This is a genomic window from Escherichia sp. 20412-1 (assembly GCF_003027595.1).
Classification (GTDB): Bacteria; Pseudomonadota; Gammaproteobacteria; order Enterobacterales; family Enterobacteriaceae; genus Escherichia; species Escherichia marmotae.
This window is the reverse complement of the sequence record NZ_PYQM01000023.1, coordinates 51,470-69,746: the sequence shown is the minus strand read 5'-3', so window position 1 is coordinate 69,746 and position 18,277 is coordinate 51,470. Positions and strand designations below refer to the sequence as shown.

Sequence of the window (18,277 nt, the reverse complement as noted above, 5' to 3'; positions counted from 1 at the left end):
TCGAAGTTCTCAGGAGAACCCCGCTGACCCGGCGGCTTATTTGCCGTTGTTCCGTGTCAGTGGTGGCGCATTATAGGGAGTTATTCCGGCCTGACAAGAGGAAATTTAAAATAATTTTCCGAATGCGTGTTTTTTCATCAAAACACCTGTTAATGCGCCATAAAACAAGCAATTTGCCGTTTTTGCAACCGCAATCACACTTCCTGGTGGCATACTAAGGATGAAAAAAAGAATAAGGAAGATGAGTATGCCATTAAGCGCACAACAGTTAGCTGCACAGAAAAACCTTTCGTATGTTCTGGCTGAGAAGCTGGCGCAACGGATCTTAAAAGGTGAATACGCACCCGGCACCATTCTGCCTGGTGAAATTGAGCTGGGTGAGCAATTTGGAGTGAGCCGTACTGCGGTACGCGAAGCGGTCAAGACGTTAACGGCAAAAGGAATGGTTTTGCCACGTCCACGAATTGGTACGCGTGTCATGCCGCAATCCAACTGGAACTTTCTTGATCAAGAGTTGCTTACCTGGTGGATGACGGAAGATAACTTTCATCAAGTTATTGATCATTTTCTGGTTATGCGTATCTGTCTGGAACCGCAAGCCTGCTTACTGGCAGCAACGATGGGCACCGCAGAACAGAAGGCACATCTTAATACGCTGATGGCCGAAATGGTGGCATTAAAAGAAAATTTCCGCCGGGAACGTTGGGTTGAGGTTGATATGGCCTGGCATGAACACATTTATAAAATGAGTGCTAACCCGTTTTTGACCTCTTTCGCCTCGTTATTTCATTCGGTTTATCACACCTACTTTACATCGATAACCAGCAACACTGTAATAAAACTGGATCAGCACCAGGCGATCGTTGATGCGATAATCCATAGTGATGGCAACGCAGCTTTCAAAGCTTGTCAGGCACTGCTACTTCCCCTCGAGAAGTGAGACAGCCTAACGAAACACTGAATGAGCGATAAAAGCGTGGTATGGCGAGTTTATTGTGGATTGCGGCAATGACCTTCTTTATGCAGACTCTCGATGCCGCCATTCTGAATACTTCCTTCCCCGCTATCGCTCATAGCCTCAATCGCTCACCCCTTGCCATGCAATCGGCCATTATCAGTTATACGTTAACGGCGGCAATATTTTGCTTGAAATCTAAGCAGAACCGCGCTCCATCAGAATCGGGGTGAGTTGTAATCGTTGTTGCTGTAAGGTTGGTTGAGCCATCCGGTGGATAAGTACATCAATTGCCAGCTCTCCCAGTTCATCTTTCGGTTGATGAATTGTGGTGAGCGGTGGCGTCATATAACGTGCCAGTTCAATATCGTCATAACCAATCACCGCGATGTCCTGCGGAACATGTAACCCAGCCTGGTATAACGCCTGGTACACACCGACCGCCATCGCGTCATTTCCAGTAAACACAGCCTGGGGACGTAACGGATGCGATAATAACTGCTGCATCGCGTCAAACCCGCCGTTAAATTCAAAATCGCCTGTCACTTCATAGCCATCAGGAACTTCCAGTCCAGCACGATCCATTGCCGCCCGGTAACCTTCCAGCCGCAAACGTGCAGGCGTTTTATCCAGCGGGCCGGTAATACAGGCAATACGGGTATAGCCTTTGTCGATCAGATATTGCGTCGCTAAATCCCCCCCCAGAAACGAGTTATCCTGAATGAGATCGCTGTCGCCATCGAACGGCGCCCAGTCCATCATCACGGTAGGAATTGTTGGATAGCGTTGCATGATCTCACGCGAAGGCTGGTGTGTTTCAGTACAGAGTAATAGCAAACCATCGACACGTTTTTGCATCAACGTTTCCAGATTGCGATTCATTCGCTGCTCATCGCCTTCGGTATTGCAGAGAACAAGGCTATAACCGCGTTCAAAGCAACTGCGTTCAACGCCACGCACCAGTTCAGAATAGAAAGGATTGGTACTGGCAGTGATCAACATGCCAATAGTATGTGTTTGATTGAGCTTGAGACTACGTGCCAGAGCTGATGGCGCGTAATTGAGTTCTTTAATCGCCGCTTCAACTTTGGCGGTAATCGCTTCGCTGACGAAGCGATCTTTATTGATGACGTGAGAAACTGTCGATGTAGAAACGCCCGCCAGACGGGCAACATCTTTCATTGTAGCCAAGCGTCACCTCTGCCTGTCTAAGAAGGTATCGATCTCTTCACGCCAGGGAACGGAAGGTTGTGCACCTTTACGTGTCACAGCAATCGCAGCGGCAGCATGGGCAAAACGAATCGCCTCAGGCAATGTTTTTTCTTCCAGCAACGCCGTGATTAACGCGCCATTAAAAGTATCTCCGGCAGCAATAGTATCAACAGCCTGAACCCGGAATCCAGGTACGCGCTGACCTTCGCCATTCACACTGGCCCACACGCCACGGCTCCCTAAGGTAATCAGTACAGTACGGATACCTTTCTCATGTAGTATCTGCGCAGCTTTCGCCGCATCTTCATCATTTTCAACACGAATACCGGTGAGCTTTTCTGCTTCCGTTTCGTTTGGCGTGATGATGTCCACCAGCGCCAGCAATTCGTCAGGAAGTTCACGAGCCGGAGCCGGGTTGAGTGCAACGATAGTTTTATTTTGATGGGCGATTTTCGCCGCTGCCATCACACTTTCGAGTGGTGATTCCAACTGCATTAATAATGCCGACGCGTTGGCAATACGCTCACGTTGCGCTTCCACCAGCGTTGGGGAAAGGGCTGCGTTAGCCCCGGCATGAATGCCGATAACGTTCTCGCCTTCGGCATTAACAAAAATCAGCGCTACGCCTGTCGATTCGCCCTTGATCACGCTGACCGGAGAAATATCAATATTATCAGTGGCGAGTTGCTGACGAACACTCTCACCAATGCTGTCATCCCCTGTGCATGCAATGAACGCAATATTCGCGCCACTACGCCCTGCGGCCACAGCCTGATTCGCGCCTTTACCGCCGAATGCGACCTGATAGTGGTTACCGGTTACGGTTTCGCCTGGAGTAGGAAAAGATTGAAGATTAAGGATATGGTCAGCATTAATGCTGCCAAGAACAACTAGGCTGCCTGCATTTTGCATATTCGGGATGTCCATAAAATGCGCCACCGGGTTAGGGTAGCGCGTGCCCTGCTTTTCTTTATATTACACGTTCATCTGTCGATGCCGTATTTATGCCACCATCAGGTTATAAAACCTGATTAAAGACTACTGCTTAACAACCAGTTTCAGATCAACCGGATACTTAGCCTGAACTTTCTCGCCTTTCAGCACTTTATCGGCGGTTTCGACGCCTTTCGCGCCAATCTGATCGGGTAACTGAGCGATAGTCGCTGCTAGTTTGCCATCATTAACCGCTTTTTCGCCATCCGGCGTACCGTCAAATCCGACAACCATCACATCCGATTTACCGGCAGTTTGCAGAGCGCGCAGTGCGCCCAGCGCCATTTCATCGTTCTGCGCGAATACAGCCTGCACATCCGGGTGCGCCGTCAGCAAGTTCTGCATCACGTTCAGACCTTTGGTACGGTCGAAGTCTGCTGGCTGGCTGGCGAGAACGTTAAATTTGTGAGCTGCAACGGCCTGCTGGAAGCCTTCGCCACGTTCGCGAGCAGCGGATGTACCGGCGATGCCCTGCAATTCGATAACTTTCGCCCCTTCACCTGCTTTCTTCGCGATGTAATCACCGGCAATTTTGCCGCCCAGTACGTTATCGGAAGCAATGTGGCTAACAACGTCGCCTTTCGTTGCCTGGCGGTCAAGAGTGATTACCGGGATGTTCGCCTGGTTGGCCATCTTCACGGCGTTACCTACCGCGTCGGAGTCGGTCGGGTTAATCAGCAGAATTTTGGTGCCGCGAACAGTTAAGTCCTGCACATTCGCCAGTTCTTTTGCCGGGTTGTTCTGGGAGTCCAGCACCACCAGGTTATAGCCGAGTTTATCCGCCTCTTTCTGCGCGCCATCTTTCAGCGATACAAAGAACGGGTTATTGAGCGTGGAAACCACCAGCGCAATGGTATCTTTTGCCATTGCATTCGCACTGACGGTGGCGCTTAACGCAACAGCAGAAACCAGGGTAGCCAGTTTTTTCATGTTCATATTCAAGATGTCCTGTAGTCGTTATTACTGCTTTTTGTTGTCTACCAGCACCGCCAGCAAAATCACCACCGCTTTGACGATCATCTGGTAATAGGAGGAAACACCTAACAAATTCAAACCATTATTAAGGAAGCCAAGAATTAATGCGCCGATCAATGTCCCAACAATGCGACCTTTTCCGCCTGCCAGACTCGTACCACCCAGAACCACCGCGGCAATGGCATCCAGCTCGTAGCCAGTCCCCGCCGTCGGTTGCGCAGAGGAAAGACGCGCTACTTCAATGATCCCAGCCAGCGATGCCAGCAGTCCACAAAGAGAGTAGACGATGATTTTGATTCTATTGACATTGATACCAGAAAGACGCGTTGCCGCTTCGTTGCCACCCAGCGCGTAGATGTAACGCCCCAGACGCGTGTGATGCAGCATGTACCAGGCCGCGAGGAAGACAATACCCATGATCCACACAGGCGTCGGTACGCCCAGCGGACGACCAATACCAAACCAGCCAAACAGGTCGGCGTTCTCGGTAAAGCCGGTATTCACCGGGCTACCGTTGGTGTAAACCATCGTCACGCCACGCAGTAAAAGCATCATCACCAGGGTAGCGATAAACGCCTGGACGCGACCTTTCGCTACAATCACCCCGGTTACCGCGCCAATTGCAGCTCCTAATGCCAGTGCGGCAGCAACAGCCACCAACGCGTTAACTTCAATGCCAACGATGGAGGCAGCAACTGCGCCAGTTAGCGCCAGCAGAGAACCGACGGACAGGTCGATACCCGACGTCAGGATCACCAGCGTCATGCCGACCGCCATAATGGCGTTAACCGAGGTTTGCTGGAGAATATTGAATAAGTTATTAACGGTGAAAAAGTTCGGACTTAACGTCGAGACAATCGCGATCAGCACCAGCAGAGCGATAAGCGATTTCTGCTCCATCAGCCACGCTTTCGTGAAATAACGGCGACCAGAGACAGTCTGGGTTGTCATTTTTTTACTCCTGATTCACGCGATTAAGCTTGCCCACAGCGGCAGCCATTAACACTTCCTGGGTGGCCTGCTCACGAGTAAATTCCCCGCTGAGATGCCCTTCATGCATAACGATGATGCGATCGCTCATGCCTAATACTTCTGGCATTTCCGATGACACCAGAATGATGCTCAAACCATCGGCTTTGAACTGGTTGATCAGTTGATAAATCTCTTTTTTCGCGCCGACATCCACGCCACGGGTGGGTTCATCAAGGATAAGCACTTTCGGGCGCGTCATCAGACCGCGGGCAATCGCCACTTTTTGCTGATTGCCACCGGAAAGCAGACCAATTGCCTGTTCCATCGACGGCGTTTTCACATTGAACAGACGAATAAAATCACTCACCGCCTGTTGCTCATCGGCATGCTTCAGACTGCCATCAGCACGGCTGAAGTAACGCAGGGCAGTTAGCGACATGTTCTCTTTTACTGACATGCCCAGCACTAAACCGTCGCGTTTGCGGTCTTCGGAGATATACACAATGCCATTTGCCAGGCCATCCTGCGGTGAACGGGTAACAACTTCATGCCCATCCAGAGTGACGTAACCGCTGGTGCGCGGCAGCGCGCCGTAGAGCACTTTCATCAGTTCGGTGCGGCCGGCGCCCATCAAACCAGAGACGCCGAGAATTTCACCTTTACGTAGGGTAAAAGAGACATCGTTAACGCCAGGTCCGCAGAGATTATCAACTTTCAGACGGATATCTCCCGGCGCTTTTTCCAGGTGTGGATATTGTTCTTCCAGTTTGCGGCCCACCATCATCTCAATCAGCGAATCTTCGGTTAGTGATGCCACTTCACGCTCGGCAATAAATTGCCCGTCACGAAAAACCGTAACGTCATCACAAATCTCGAAGATTTCTTTCATACGGTGGGAAATATAGACAACGCCGCGCCCTTGCAATTTCAGCTCGCGAATGACGCGGAACAGGGATTCGGTTTCGGTATCGGTCAGCGCATCGGTCGGTTCATCCATAATGATAACTTTCGACTCAAAGCTTAATACCTTCGCGATTTCAACCATCTGCTGGTCACCGATGGAAAGATCGCCCACCAGCTTGTCGCTTTTAAACCGCAGATTAAGTTTAGCCAGCAATTTATCCGCTTCGGCATACATGGTTTTCCAGTCAATTTTGCCAAAACGATTCACAAACTCTCGGCCGAGGAAAATATTTTCCGCAATGGTCAGTTGCGGGATCAGATTCAGTTCCTGGTGGATAATGCCAATTCCAGCTTCCTGAGAAGATTTCGGCCCGGTAAACGTCGTTTCTTTGCCCAGCCATAAAAGCGTACCGGCATCACGGGTATAGATACCGGTAAGCACTTTCATCATGGTGGATTTACCCGCGCCATTTTCACCTACCAGCGCCATCACGCGACCCGGATAGACATTTAGCGCGGCTCCCGAAAGCGCTTTTACGCCCGGGAAGGCTTTATCGATACCTTTAAGCTGTAGTAATGCTTCCATGGCGGCCTCAGAACGTCACGCCAGCACAGAGAATGATATTCGCATACGGGGAACACTCCCCGCTGCGAATTACCGCCTGACTGTTTGCGGTTTGTTGTTTGAATTGTTCATGCGTGATGTAACGAATTTCAATGAAATTTCCCTGGTGTTTTTGCAGCGTCTCAAGATGTGAGAGCAACGTTTCGTGGAGTTGCGGATTATGTTGTTTGATCTCTTCCGCGATAATGGCAGCCTCGACCTGCATTTCACTTGTGACGACGCCCAGCACCTGCATAAAAGAAGGTACGCCCTGGGTTAATGCCATATCGATACGCGTTGTACTTTTGGGGATAGGTAAACCAGCATCACACACCACCAGCGTATCGGTATGCCCCAGGCGGGAGATCACCGACGAAATACCTGAATTAAGAACGGCGCCTTTTTTCATTTTTTTCTCCATCAGCGAAACGTTTCGCTGACCCGCAGTTTAATCCCGTCTAATTAAGGAAAACCATCGCGACGTTGCAGAAATGTGATCAACATCGAAACGTTTTATATCGAGAGCAAACAATGAAAATAAAAACGCCCCCTTATGGAGAAAGGAGGCGTCTGGGGTTAGATCTCGACCTGTGTACCCAACTCGATAACCCGGTTTGGTGGGATTTCAAACTGATCCGGAGCGCGCAACGCATTACGTTGCAACAGCAAATACAGCTTGCCGCGCAAACGTAAGTACCACGGACGTTTGCCGAGGATCAGTGATTCATGTGACATAAAGAAGGACGTTTCCATCATTCGACAACTTAACCCTTCCAGACCACAGCGGTGGAAAACTTCTTCTACGTTTGGCGTTTCCCGCCAGCCGTAACTTGCCACCACGCGCCAGAAAGTAGGCGACAGTTGTTCAATCTGTACCCGACGGACATTATGGACATATGGCGCGTCTTCAGTACGCAGAGTTAACAGAATAACCCGCTCGTGCAATACCTTGTTATGTTTGAGGTTATGCATTAGAGCAAAGGGAATGACATTGATTGCGCGCGACATATACACCGCAGTTCCGGGCACACGAACAGGCGGTGATTTCTCCAGCGAAGCAATCATCGCCTCCAGAGAGTTACCATGTTCATGCATCCGCCGCAGCAGGCGGAAACGCTCACTCTTCCAGGTGGTCATCACGATAAACATCACCGTACCGAGGCTCAATGGCAACCAGCCACCGGAGAGCAGTTTATCGAGGTTAGCGGTAAACAGCGGGATATCAACACACAAGAAGGCAATCAGAATCAGCGCAACAAAATACTTATTCCAGTGCCAGTTCTGGCGCGCCACGGTAGTTGAAAGAATAGACGTCAGTACCATAGTTCCGGTAACTGCAATCCCATATGCCGCCGCCAGGTTACTGGAGTGCTCAAAGCTGACTATCACAATCACGACTGCGACATAAAGCATCCAGTTCACAAATGGAATGTAGATTTGCCCCGATTCCATTTCAGAAGTGTGAATAATGCGCATCGGAGACAAATAGCCCAGACGTACCGCCTGACGCGTCAATGAGAAGACACCAGAGATAACCGCCTGCGAGGCAATTACCGTTGCCAGTGCGGCGATGATCAGCAGCGGGATCAGCGCCCAGTCCGGTGCCAACAGAAAAAACGGGTTTTTAATCGCTTCCGGGTTCTTTAACAGCAGCGCCCCCTGACCGAAGTAGTTAAGGGTTAAAGAAGGCAGTACGACGGTAAACCATGCCAGGCGAATCGGGAACTTACCAAAGTGCCCCATATCAGCGTACAGCGCCTCAACACCGGTAATCGACAGAACCACCGCGCCTAACGCAATAAAGGAAACGGTTTTATATTCAAGGAAGAAATGCACCGCCCACATTGGGTTTAAGGCATGCAACACTTCTGGATTGGCAATAATGCTACGTAACCCAAGAGCTGCCAGAATCAAAAACCAGGTCAGCATAATCGGCGCAAAAAGCTTACCGACCATAGCAGTGCCATGTTTTTGAATCATAAACAGTAACGTGAGAACGATGATTGAGAGGGGAACAATCCAGGTGTCCAGTTGTGGGGCGACGATTTCCAGACCTTCGATGGCAGACATTACCGAAATGGCGGGTGTTATGACAACTTCACCATAGAAAAAGCTGCCGCCTATTAGCCCCATAATCACCAGAATTGAGGTCGTTCGCGCCGACGTATTGCGCCCGGCAAGCGACATCAGCGTCAGAATTCCCCCTTCACCGGCGTTATCTGCACGCATCACGAAGGTGAGATATTTTATGGAAACCACAAAGATTAGCAGCCAGAAGATCAGCGATAAAAAGCCAAACACGGCATCGCGTTCAACGCCAAAACCAAACTGGCCGGACAAACATTCACGAAGCGTATATAACGGGCTGGTACCAATATCGCCGTAGACAACTCCAATCGCCGCGAGGGTAATCGCGGGCAACGATTGCTTATTATCAGTGCTCATAGACTAGTCTTTCGTTGAAATATGAAATGTGTGCGTAGTCCCTTGGCCCACAAAAAAGCGTTCAGTATGCACGATTAACGGCAAAATCGTACTCCTAAATGCGGTCACATTAACCTGGCTCAAAGAAAAATAGCCCTCCTTTGAGACTATTTTTGCCACCATCAAGAAACGTCTATACTCGCAGTTTACGCAGAACTTTTGACGAAAGGACGCCACTTCATTATGGCTCACCCTCATTTATTAGCGGAAAGAATTTCCCGCCTGAGCAGTTCGCTGGAAAAGGGGCTTTATGAACGTAACCACGCCATCCGCCTGTGTTTGTTAGCGGCATTAAGCGGCGAAAGCGTATTCCTGCTCGGCCCGCCAGGTATTGCCAAAAGTCTGATTGCCCGGCGTTTAAAATTCGCCTTTCAAAATGCTCGCGCGTTTGAATATCTGATGACCCGCTTCTCCACCCCGGAAGAAGTTTTTGGCCCGCTTTCCATTCAGGCGCTAAAAGATGAAGGCCGCTATGAGCGTTTAACCAGCGGTTACCTGCCGGAAGCAGAAATCGTCTTTCTTGATGAGATCTGGAAAGCCGGGCCAGCGATTCTTAATACCCTACTGACCGCTATTAATGAACGCCACTTCCGCAACGGTGCACATGTCGAAAAAATTCCTATGCGCTTGCTGGTGGCGGCCTCCAACGAACTGCCGGAAGCAGACAGTAGCCTGGAAGCGTTATATGACCGTATGCTGATTCGTCTGTGGTTAGATAAAGTGCAGGATAAAGCGAATTTCCGCTCCATGTTGACCAGCCAACAGGATGAAAATGACAATCCCGTTCCTCCCTCTCTACAGGTTACAGATGAGGAATATGAACGCTGGCAGAAAGAGATTAGTGAAATTACGCTGCCCGATCATGTATTTGAGCTGATTTTTATGCTGCGCCAACAACTGGATAAATTGCCGGATGCCCCCTATATTTCCGATCGCCGCTGGAAAAAAGCGATCCGTTTACTGCAGGCCAGCGCCTTTTTTAGCGGTCGCAATGCGGTTGCCCCGATTGATCTGATCTTGCTGAAAGATTGCCTGTGGTATGACGCGCAAAGCCTGAATTTGATTCAACAACAAATTGATGTATTGATGACCGGTCACGCATGGCAACAGCAAGGGATGTTGACTCGCCTGGGCGCGATTGTGCAGCGTCGCCTGCAACTTCAGCAACAACAAAGCGATAAAACGGCTTTTACCGTGATTCGTCAGGGCGGTATGTTCAGCCGTCGCCCACAATATCAACTTCCAGCCAACGTTACCGCTTCCACGTTGACCCTGCTGCTGCAAAAACCATTAAAACTGCATGATATGGAAGTGGTTCATATCGCTTTTGAGCGTAGCGCACTGGAACAGTGGCTGAACAAAGGCGGTGAAATTCGCGGCAAATTAAATGGTATTGGTTTTGCCCAGAAGCTGAATATGGAAGTTGATAGCGCCCAACATCTTGTTGTCCGTGATGTCAGTTTGCAGGGTACGACACTGGCTCTCCCCGGCACATCTGCAGAAGGCCTGCCTGGCGAAATAAAACAACAACTGGAAGAGCTTGAAAGTGACTGGCGTAAACAACAAGTTTTATTCAGCGAACAGCAAAAATGTCTGTTTATCCATAGCGACTGGTTAGGTCGCATTGAAGCCAGCCTACAGGATGTCGGTGCCCAGATTCGCCAGGCGCAACAATGCTAACACTGGATACGCTTAATGTAATGCTGGCCGTCAGCGAAGAGGGATTGATCGAAGAGATGATCATCACGCTGTTGGCCTCGCCACAACTGGCTGTTTTCTTTGAAAAATTCCCACGCCTGAAGGCGGCAATCACTGATGATATTCCCCGCTGGCGTGAGGCGCTGCGCAGTCGGCTGAAAGATGCACGCGTCCCACAGGAACTCACTGAAGAGGTCATGTGCTATCAGCAAAGCCAACTTCTCTCCACACCGAAATTTATTGTGCAGTTACCGCAGATCCTGGACTTACTGCATCGACTAAATTCCCCATGGGCCGAACAAGCCCGGCAGTTGGTTGATGCCAACAACACGATCACCCCAGCATTACACACGCTTTTTCTCCAACGTTGGCGCTTAAGTCTGATCGTGCAAGCGACGACGTTAAATCAACAATTATTAGAAGAAGAACGCGAACAACTGTTGAGCGAGGTTCAGGAACGCATGACGTTAAGCGGTCAACTTGAACCGGTTCTGGCGGAAAACAACACCGCAGCCGGTCGCTTGTGGGATATGAGCGCCGGTCAGCTCAAACGCGGCGACTATCAGTTAATTGTGAAATATGGTGAATTTCTTAACGAGCAGCCGGAGCTGAAACGTCTGGCAGAACAGTTAGGGCGTTCACGGGAAGCAAAATCGATCCCCCGCAACGATGCGCAGATGGAAACCTTCCGCACAATGGTACGCGAACCAGCGACCGTTCCTGAGCAGGTTGATGGCTTGCAGCAAAGCGATGATATTTTACGCCTTCTGCCGCCGGAACTGGCGACTCTGGGCATTACTGAACTGGAGTATGAATTTTACCGTCGGCTGGTGGAAAAACAGTTGCTCACTTATCGCCTGCACGGTGAATCATGGCGTGAAAAAGTTATCGAACGTCCGGTCGTCCATAAAGATTATGACGAACAGCCGCGCGGGCCGTTTATTGTCTGCGTAGATACATCTGGCTCAATGGGCGGCTTTAATGAACAGTGCGCGAAAGCGTTCTGTCTGGCCTTGATGCGCATTGCCCTCGCTGAAAATAGGCGCTGCTTTATTATGTTATTTTCCACCGAGATCGTCCGTTATGAGCTTTCAGGCCCACAAGGCATCGAGCAAGCGATCCGTTTTTTAAGCCAGCAGTTTCGTGGCGGCACCGATCTTGCCAGTTGTTTTCGCGCCATTATGGAGCGCTTGCAAAGCCGGGAATGGTTTGACGCCGATGCGGTGGTGATTTCTGATTTTATCGCCCAACGGTTGCCTGACGACGTGACGAGTAAAGTAAAAGAGTTGCAGCGGGTACATCAGCATCGCTTTCATGCAGTGGCGATGTCGGCGCACGGCAAACCCGGCATCATGCGCATTTTCGATCATATCTGGCGCTTTGATACCGGGATGCGTAGCCGCCTGCTCAGACGCTGGCGGCGATAAGTCATTACAACAGAGAAGAGACGCTCTCGCGAACGGCCGCAGGCCATACGCCGCACTGAACCTGCCCAATATGTGGCAGTTGCAGCAACAACATGGTTAAACGAGACTGACCGATACCGCCACCGATAGTCTGTGGCATTTCGCCGCGCAGCAGCGCCTGATGCCACTCCAGTTGCAGACGATCTTCATCACCGGTCAGCGCCAGTTGATGTTTCAACGTCTCGGCATCCACACGGATACCCATTGAAGAAAGCTCAAACGCATCTTCCAGTACGGGGTTCCACACCAGAATATCGCCGTTCAACCCCGCATATCCAAGCTCTGAAGGAGTACTCCAGTCATCATAATCCGGTGCGCGCACGTCGTGGCGGTGGCCATCGCTTAACTTGCCGCCAATTCCGACGAGGAATACCGCGCCAAGATCTTTCGCAATCGCCCGCTCACGCCCTTTGGCATCAAGATCCGGATAACGGGACAGTAATTCCTGACTATGTACAAAGTGGATCTGATCCGGCAGGAACGGTGCCAGGCCAAACTCTTTGCTAACTGCGGCTTCGGTCGCTTTAATTCCCGCCCAGATCGCCTCTACCGTGCTTTTCAGAGTGGAGAATTGGCGCTCACCGTCGCCCATTACGCGTTCCCAATCCCACTGATCAACATAGACCGAGTGCAACGGGGAAAGACGGTCTTCATCGGGGCGAAGGGCTTTCATGTGCGTGTAAAGCCCTTCGCCCACGCTGAAGTCGTGTTGCCCTAATGTCTGACGTTTCCACTTCGCCAGTGAATGAACCACTTCGAACTGGGCGTCAGGCAGCGCTTTCACTTTTACCTGCACCGCTTTTTCACAGCCCGACAAGTTATCCTGCGTGCCATCCCCCACACGGCTAAGGATTGGCGCCTGGACTTCAATCAGCCCTAAGCGTTCTTCCAGTTGACGAGAAAAGTGAGATTTCACGAAGCTAATTTGACGTTGTTTGGCAATGTAAGCGGTTTTCATTTTTTATACTCCTGCGTCCTGTTGCTTATGATTAAGCAACAAAAACCGGCACACATGCAATAATCATTCAATAAAAAGCCTTGCTTACTTTTGATTCATTAAAAATTAAGGCTAAAATAGACTGAATCATTAATATTCATAAGAAAAATCTATGGAAAATTATCAAATCGACAATCTGGACCGCGGCATTCTGGAAGCATTAATGGGCAATGCGCGTACCGCTTACGCCGAACTGGCGAAACAATTTGGCGTCAGTCCGGGAACGATCCACGTTCGCGTAGAGAAAATGAAGCAGGCAGGGATTATTACTGGTGCTCGGATTGATGTTAGCCCGAAACAGCTCGGTTATGACGTAGGCTGCTTTATCGGCATTATATTGAAGAGCGCCAAAGACTATCCTTCCGCGCTGGCAAAACTGGAAAGCCTTGATGAAGTAACTGAAGCCTATTACACCACCGGCCACTACAGCATTTTTATTAAGGTAATGTGCCGCTCGATCGACGCTCTCCAGCATGTACTTATCAACAAGATCCAAACAATTGATGAAATTCAGTCCACTGAAACTCTGATCGTACTGCAGAACCCGATCATGCGTACTATCAAGCCATGATCGACTTTTTTAATCCCATACTTTTCCACAGGTAGATCCCAAAGCGTTCACAGCATACAATACGCCACTCTTAAAAAAGGTGGCGGTTTATGGCAGATATTACTCTTATCAGCGGCAGCACCCTCGGTGGTGCCGAATATGTGGCAGAACACCTGGCTGAAAAGCTGGAAGAGGCAGGTTTTACCACCGAAACGCTGCACGGCCCGTTGTTAGAAGAGTTATCTACCTCTGGGATCTGGCTGGTTATCAGTTCTACCCACGGTGCCGGAGACATTCCGGACAACCTCTCTCCTTTCTATGAAGCATTGCTGGAACAAAAAACCGATCTTTCTGCGGTACGCTTTGGCGCAATCGGCATTGGTAGTCGTGAATACGACACTTTTTGTGGTGCTATCGATAAACTCGATGCTGAACTCAAAAATTCCGGTGCGAAACAGATTGGCGAAACACTGAAGATCAACATCCTTGATCATGACATTCCGGAAGATCCGGCAGAAGAATGGCTGGGAACGTGGGTTAATTTACTCAAATAACTATACAGATCGTGCGATCTACTGTGGATAACTCTGGTAGGAAGCTTGGATCAACCGGTAGTTATCCAAATAACAACTGTTGTTCAGTTTTTGAGTTGTGTATAACTCCGCATTCTGATCCCAGCTTATACTGACTAGGATCACCGATCATTCACAGCTAATGATCCTCAGCAGGTCATTGATCTTAAAAGCCAGATCCTTGTTATCCACAGACCAGGTCGATCCTAATAAGAGATCACAATAGAACAGATCTCTAAATAAAAAGATCTTCTTTTTAATACTCAGGATCCCAGGTCTTTCTCAAGCCGTCAAAGTTGAGTAGAATCCACGGCCCGGGCTTCAATCCATTTTCATACCGCGTTATGCGAGGCAATCACCATGTTTTATCCGGATCCTTTTGACGTCATCATCATTGGCGGGGGTCATGCAGGCACCGAGGCAGCGATGGCCGCGGCGCGTATGGGTCAACAGACTCTGCTTTTGACACACAATATCGACACTCTGGGGCAGATGAGCTGCAACCCGGCGATCGGCGGTATTGGGAAGGGACATCTGGTAAAAGAAGTGGATGCACTCGGCGGTCTGATGGCAAAAGCGATCGACCATGCAGGTATTCAGTTTAGGATACTAAACGCCAGCAAGGGGCCAGCGGTTCGGGCTACCCGGGCACAGGCGGATCGCGTGCTCTATCGTCAAGCGGTACGTACTGCTTTGGAGAATCAACCGAACCTGATGATCTTCCAGCAGGCGGTTGAAGATCTTATTGTCGAAAACGATCGCGTGGTCGGCGCTGTTACCCAAATGGGCCTGAAATTCCGTGCCAAAGCTGTCGTTCTTACTGTCGGGACTTTCCTTGACGGTAAGATTCATATCGGTCTGGATAATTACAGCGGTGGTCGTGCTGGCGATCCTCCATCCATTCCGCTCTCGCGCCGTTTACGTGAACTTCCGCTGCGTGTTGGTCGTCTGAAAACCGGGACACCGCCGCGTATTGATGCGCGTACCATCGACTTTAGCGTCCTTGCACAACAGCATGGCGATAACCCGATGCCGGTGTTCTCGTTTATGGGCAATGCGGCCCAGCATCCACAGCAGGTGCCGTGCTACATCACCCATACCAACGAAAAAACGCATGACGTGATCCGCAGTAACCTCGATCGCAGTCCGATGTATGCCGGAGTGATCGAAGGTGTCGGCCCACGCTACTGTCCGTCGATCGAAGACAAAGTCATGCGCTTTGCTGACAGAAACCAGCATCAGATCTTCCTGGAGCCAGAAGGGTTAACGTCTAACGAAATTTATCCGAACGGTATCTCCACCAGCCTGCCGTTCGATGTGCAGATGCAAATCGTCCGCTCCATGCAGGGGATGGAAAACGCGAAGATCGTGCGTCCGGGTTATGCCATTGAATATGACTTCTTCGATCCGCGTGACCTGAAACCTACGCTGGAGAGCAAGTTTATCCAGGGGCTGTTCTTTGCCGGTCAAATTAATGGCACTACAGGTTACGAAGAAGCGGCGGCGCAAGGTTTGCTGGCCGGTCTTAACGCCGCTCGCCTGTCTGCAGACAAAGAAGGCTGGGCACCGGCGCGCTCCCAGGCGTACCTCGGTGTACTGGTAGATGACCTCTGCACACTGGGTACTAAAGAACCGTATCGTATGTTTACCTCTCGTGCGGAATATCGTCTGATGCTGCGCGAAGATAACGCCGACCTGCGTCTGACTGAAATCGGACGTGAGCTGGGGTTGGTTGACGATGAACGTTGGGCGCGCTTTAACGAGAAACTCGAAAATATCGAGCGTGAGCGTCAGCGTCTGAAATCCACTTGGGTAACCCCGTCGGCGGAAGCTGCTGCCGAAGTGAATGCTCACCTGACTGCGCCGCTTTCCCGTGAAGCCAGTGGTGAAGATCTGTTGCGTCGTCCGGAAATGACCTATGAAAAATTAACCTCGCTGACGCCGTTTGCCCCTGCGTTGACAGACGAGCAGGCGGCGGAACAGGTTGAGATTCAGGTTAAATATGAGGGTTATATTGCGCGCCAACAGGATGAGATCGAAAAACAGCAGCGTAACGAGAACACACTGCTGCCTGCGACACTGGATTACCGCCAGGTATCCGGTCTGTCTAACGAAGTGATCGCTAAACTCAACGATCACAAACCGGCCTCTATTGGTCAGGCTTCGCGTATTTCTGGCGTCACGCCTGCGGCCATCTCCATTCTGCTGGTGTGGCTGAAAAAACAAGGTATGCTGCGTCGTAGCGCATAACGCATCAAGAACAGGTAATCACCGTGCTCAACAAACTCTCTTCACTGCTGAAAGACGCAGGAATTTCGCTTACCGATCACCAGAAAAATCAGCTTATTGCCTACGTAAATATGCTGCATAAATGGAATAAGGCGTACAACCTGACTTCGGTCCGCGATCCTAATGAGATGCTGGTACGCCATATTCTCGACAGCATTGTCGTGGCACCGTATCTGCAAGGTGAACGTTTTATCGATGTCGGTACAGGACCGGGTCTGCCAGGTATTCCACTCTCTATTGTGCGTCCTGAGGCCCACTTCACGTTGCTGGATAGCCTCGGTAAACGCGTGCGCTTCCTTCGTCAGGTGCAACATGAGTTAAAACTGGAGAACATTGAGCCAGTACAGAGTAGGGTAGAAGAGTTTCCGTCAGAGCCACCGTTTGATGGTGTGATTAGCCGTGCTTTTGCCTCTCTGAACGATATGGTGAGCTGGTGCCATCATCTTCCTGGTGAACAAGGTCGTTTTTATGCGCTGAAAGGCCAAATGCCAGAAGATGAAATGGCCCTGCTACCAGCAGAATATCAGGTTGAATCAGTGGTTAAACTTCAGGTTCCGGCTCTGGATGGCGAACGTCATCTGGTGGTGATTAAAGCAAATAAAATTTAATTTTTATCAAAAAAATCATAAAAAATTAATCGGTTTGACTGTTAACAACAACCGGGTTTTTTACTGATATAACTGGTTACATTTAACGCCACGTTCACGATTTTGATTCAATACTGTAACGTGGCTTTTTTTGATAAGCAGAAAATAAGTCATTAGTGAAAATATCAGCCGGCTAAAAATCGGCGCTAAGAAGCATAACTTGCTGTTAAAATATTATTAAGAATGTCAATGGCTGGTTTTTGTTGTGTAAATGTCATTTATGAAAACAGTATCTGTTTTTAGACTGAAATATCAGAAGCTTGCAATGGCATCATTTGCCAAGTAAATAAATATGCTGTGCGCGAACATGCGCGATATGTGATCTGAAGCACGCTTTATCACCAGTGTTTACGCGTTATTTACAGTTTTTCATGATCCGACATGGTTAGCAGAAAAGTCGCAATTGTATGCACTGGAAAAATATTTAAACATTTATTCACCTTTTGGCTACTTATTGTTTGAAATCACGGGGGCGCACCGTATAATTTGACCGCTTTTTGATGCTTGACTCTAAGCCTTAAAGAAAGTTTTATACGACACGCGGCATACCTCGAAGGGAGCAGGAGTGAAAAACGTGATGTCTGTGTCGCTCTTGAGTCGAAACGTTGCTCGGAAGCTTCTGCTCGTTCAGTTACTGGTGGTGATAGCAAGTGGATTGCTGTTCAGCCTCAAAGACCCCTTCTGGGGCGTCTCTGCGTTAAGCGGGGGCCTGGCAGTCTTTCTGCCTAACGTTTTGTTTATGATATTTGCCTGGCGTCACCAGGCGCATACACCAGCGAAAGGCCGGGTAGCCTGGACATTCGCTTTAGGCGAAGCTTTCAAAGTTCTGGCAATGTTGGTGTTACTGGTGGTGGCGTTGGCGGTTTTAAAGGCGGTATTCTTGCCGCTGATCGTTACGTGGGTTTTGGTGCTGGTGGTTCAGATACTGGCGCCGGCTGTAATTAACAACAAAGGGTAAAA

16 protein-coding genes and 1 pseudogene are annotated in these 18,277 nt (G+C 49.8%); 9 read left to right on the top strand and 8 right to left on the bottom strand.

Annotated elements, in window-relative coordinates:
• The first annotated feature begins 247 nt into the window (after positions 1–247).
• Positions 248–940 carry a FadR/GntR family transcriptional regulator gene (locus C7B16_RS15865; protein ID WP_001131156.1) on the top strand — a complete coding sequence of 231 codons (693 nt, stop codon included), beginning with the start codon at positions 248–250 and terminating at the stop codon, positions 938–940.
• A 41-nt stretch (positions 941–981) separates the two neighbouring features.
• Positions 982–1,140: pseudogene (locus tag C7B16_RS15860) on the top strand (MFS transporter); the annotation flags it as partial.
• A gap of 13 nt (positions 1,141–1,153) precedes the next feature.
• Here the strand turns inward: C7B16_RS15860 and rbsR are convergent.
• The 7 genes from rbsR to kup all read right to left on the bottom strand — a co-directional run bounded on the left by rbsR (position 1,154) and on the right by kup (position 9,059).
• Positions 1,154–2,146 (bottom strand): ribose operon transcriptional repressor RbsR, encoded by a 993-nt coding sequence (rbsR, locus tag C7B16_RS15855; RefSeq protein ID WP_000224458.1) that lies wholly within the window; start codon positions 2,144–2,146, stop codon positions 1,154–1,156.
• Between the two features lie 3 nt (positions 2,147–2,149).
• A complete protein-coding gene (rbsK, locus tag C7B16_RS15850) occupies positions 2,150–3,079 on the bottom strand; it encodes a ribokinase (protein WP_001517412.1) in 930 nt (309 codons plus the stop codon).
• 126 nt (positions 3,080–3,205) lie between these two features.
• Complete coding sequence (gene rbsB, locus C7B16_RS15845) at positions 3,206–4,096, bottom strand: ribose ABC transporter substrate-binding protein RbsB (RefSeq protein ID WP_001056270.1); 891 nt, start codon at positions 4,094–4,096, stop codon at positions 3,206–3,208.
• A 24-nt stretch (positions 4,097–4,120) separates the two neighbouring features.
• On the bottom strand, positions 4,121–5,086 hold the full coding sequence (rbsC, locus tag C7B16_RS15840; RefSeq protein ID WP_000211871.1) for a ribose ABC transporter permease: 966 nt from the start codon (positions 5,084–5,086) through the stop codon (positions 4,121–4,123).
• A 4-nt stretch (positions 5,087–5,090) separates the two neighbouring features.
• The gene (gene rbsA, locus C7B16_RS15835) at positions 5,091–6,596 is read right to left on the bottom strand and encodes a ribose ABC transporter ATP-binding protein RbsA (RefSeq protein WP_000387763.1); all 1,506 of its coding nucleotides are present in this window, start codon (positions 6,594–6,596) and stop codon (positions 5,091–5,093) included.
• 7 nt (positions 6,597–6,603) lie between these two features.
• Complete coding sequence (rbsD, locus tag C7B16_RS15830) at positions 6,604–7,023, bottom strand: D-ribose pyranase (protein WP_001517414.1); 420 nt, start codon at positions 7,021–7,023, stop codon at positions 6,604–6,606.
• 167 nt (positions 7,024–7,190) lie between these two features.
• Positions 7,191–9,059: a low affinity potassium transporter Kup gene (kup, locus tag C7B16_RS15825; RefSeq protein WP_000102299.1), complete on the bottom strand. Its 1,869-nt coding sequence runs from the start codon at positions 9,057–9,059 to the stop codon at positions 7,191–7,193.
• Between the two features lie 222 nt (positions 9,060–9,281).
• On the opposite strand from kup, the gene ravA reads away from it, so the two are divergent.
• Complete coding sequence (ravA, locus tag C7B16_RS15820; protein ID WP_107179886.1) at positions 9,282–10,778, top strand: ATPase RavA; 1,497 nt, start codon at positions 9,282–9,284, stop codon at positions 10,776–10,778.
• Positions 10,772–12,223 carry an ATPase RavA stimulator ViaA gene (gene viaA / locus C7B16_RS15815; RefSeq protein WP_016249434.1) on the top strand — a complete coding sequence of 484 codons (1,452 nt, stop codon included), beginning with the start codon at positions 10,772–10,774 and terminating at the stop codon, positions 12,221–12,223. The genes ravA and viaA overlap by 7 nt, the downstream gene beginning before the upstream one ends.
• 4 nt (positions 12,224–12,227) lie before the next feature.
• On the opposite strand, the gene asnA is transcribed toward viaA, so the two are convergent.
• Positions 12,228–13,220: an aspartate--ammonia ligase gene (asnA, locus tag C7B16_RS15810; RefSeq protein ID WP_000845139.1), complete on the bottom strand. Its 993-nt coding sequence runs from the start codon at positions 13,218–13,220 to the stop codon at positions 12,228–12,230.
• A 151-nt stretch (positions 13,221–13,371) separates the two neighbouring features.
• Between asnA and asnC the strand changes: the two genes are divergently transcribed.
• The 5 genes from asnC (at position 13,372) to atpI (ending at position 18,275) form a co-directional block, all read left to right on the top strand.
• A complete protein-coding gene (asnC, locus tag C7B16_RS15805) occupies positions 13,372–13,830 on the top strand; it encodes a transcriptional regulator AsnC (RefSeq protein ID WP_000433019.1) in 459 nt (152 codons plus the stop codon).
• A gap of 89 nt (positions 13,831–13,919) precedes the next feature.
• A complete protein-coding gene (gene mioC, locus C7B16_RS15800; protein ID WP_107179885.1) occupies positions 13,920–14,363 on the top strand; it encodes an FMN-binding protein MioC in 444 nt (147 codons plus the stop codon).
• A 378-nt stretch (positions 14,364–14,741) separates the two neighbouring features.
• A complete protein-coding gene (mnmG, locus tag C7B16_RS15795) occupies positions 14,742–16,631 on the top strand; it encodes a tRNA uridine-5-carboxymethylaminomethyl(34) synthesis enzyme MnmG (RefSeq protein WP_001517417.1) in 1,890 nt (629 codons plus the stop codon).
• Positions 16,632–16,654: 23 nt separating this feature from the next.
• Positions 16,655–17,278, top strand: a complete 624-nt coding sequence (rsmG, locus tag C7B16_RS15790; protein WP_000932858.1) for a 16S rRNA (guanine(527)-N(7))-methyltransferase RsmG — start codon at positions 16,655–16,657, stop codon at positions 17,276–17,278.
• Between the two features lie 616 nt (positions 17,279–17,894).
• Positions 17,895–18,275: a F0F1 ATP synthase subunit I gene (atpI, locus tag C7B16_RS15785; protein ID WP_000116664.1), complete on the top strand. Its 381-nt coding sequence runs from the start codon at positions 17,895–17,897 to the stop codon at positions 18,273–18,275.
• Positions 18,276–18,277: the final 2 nt, after the last annotated feature.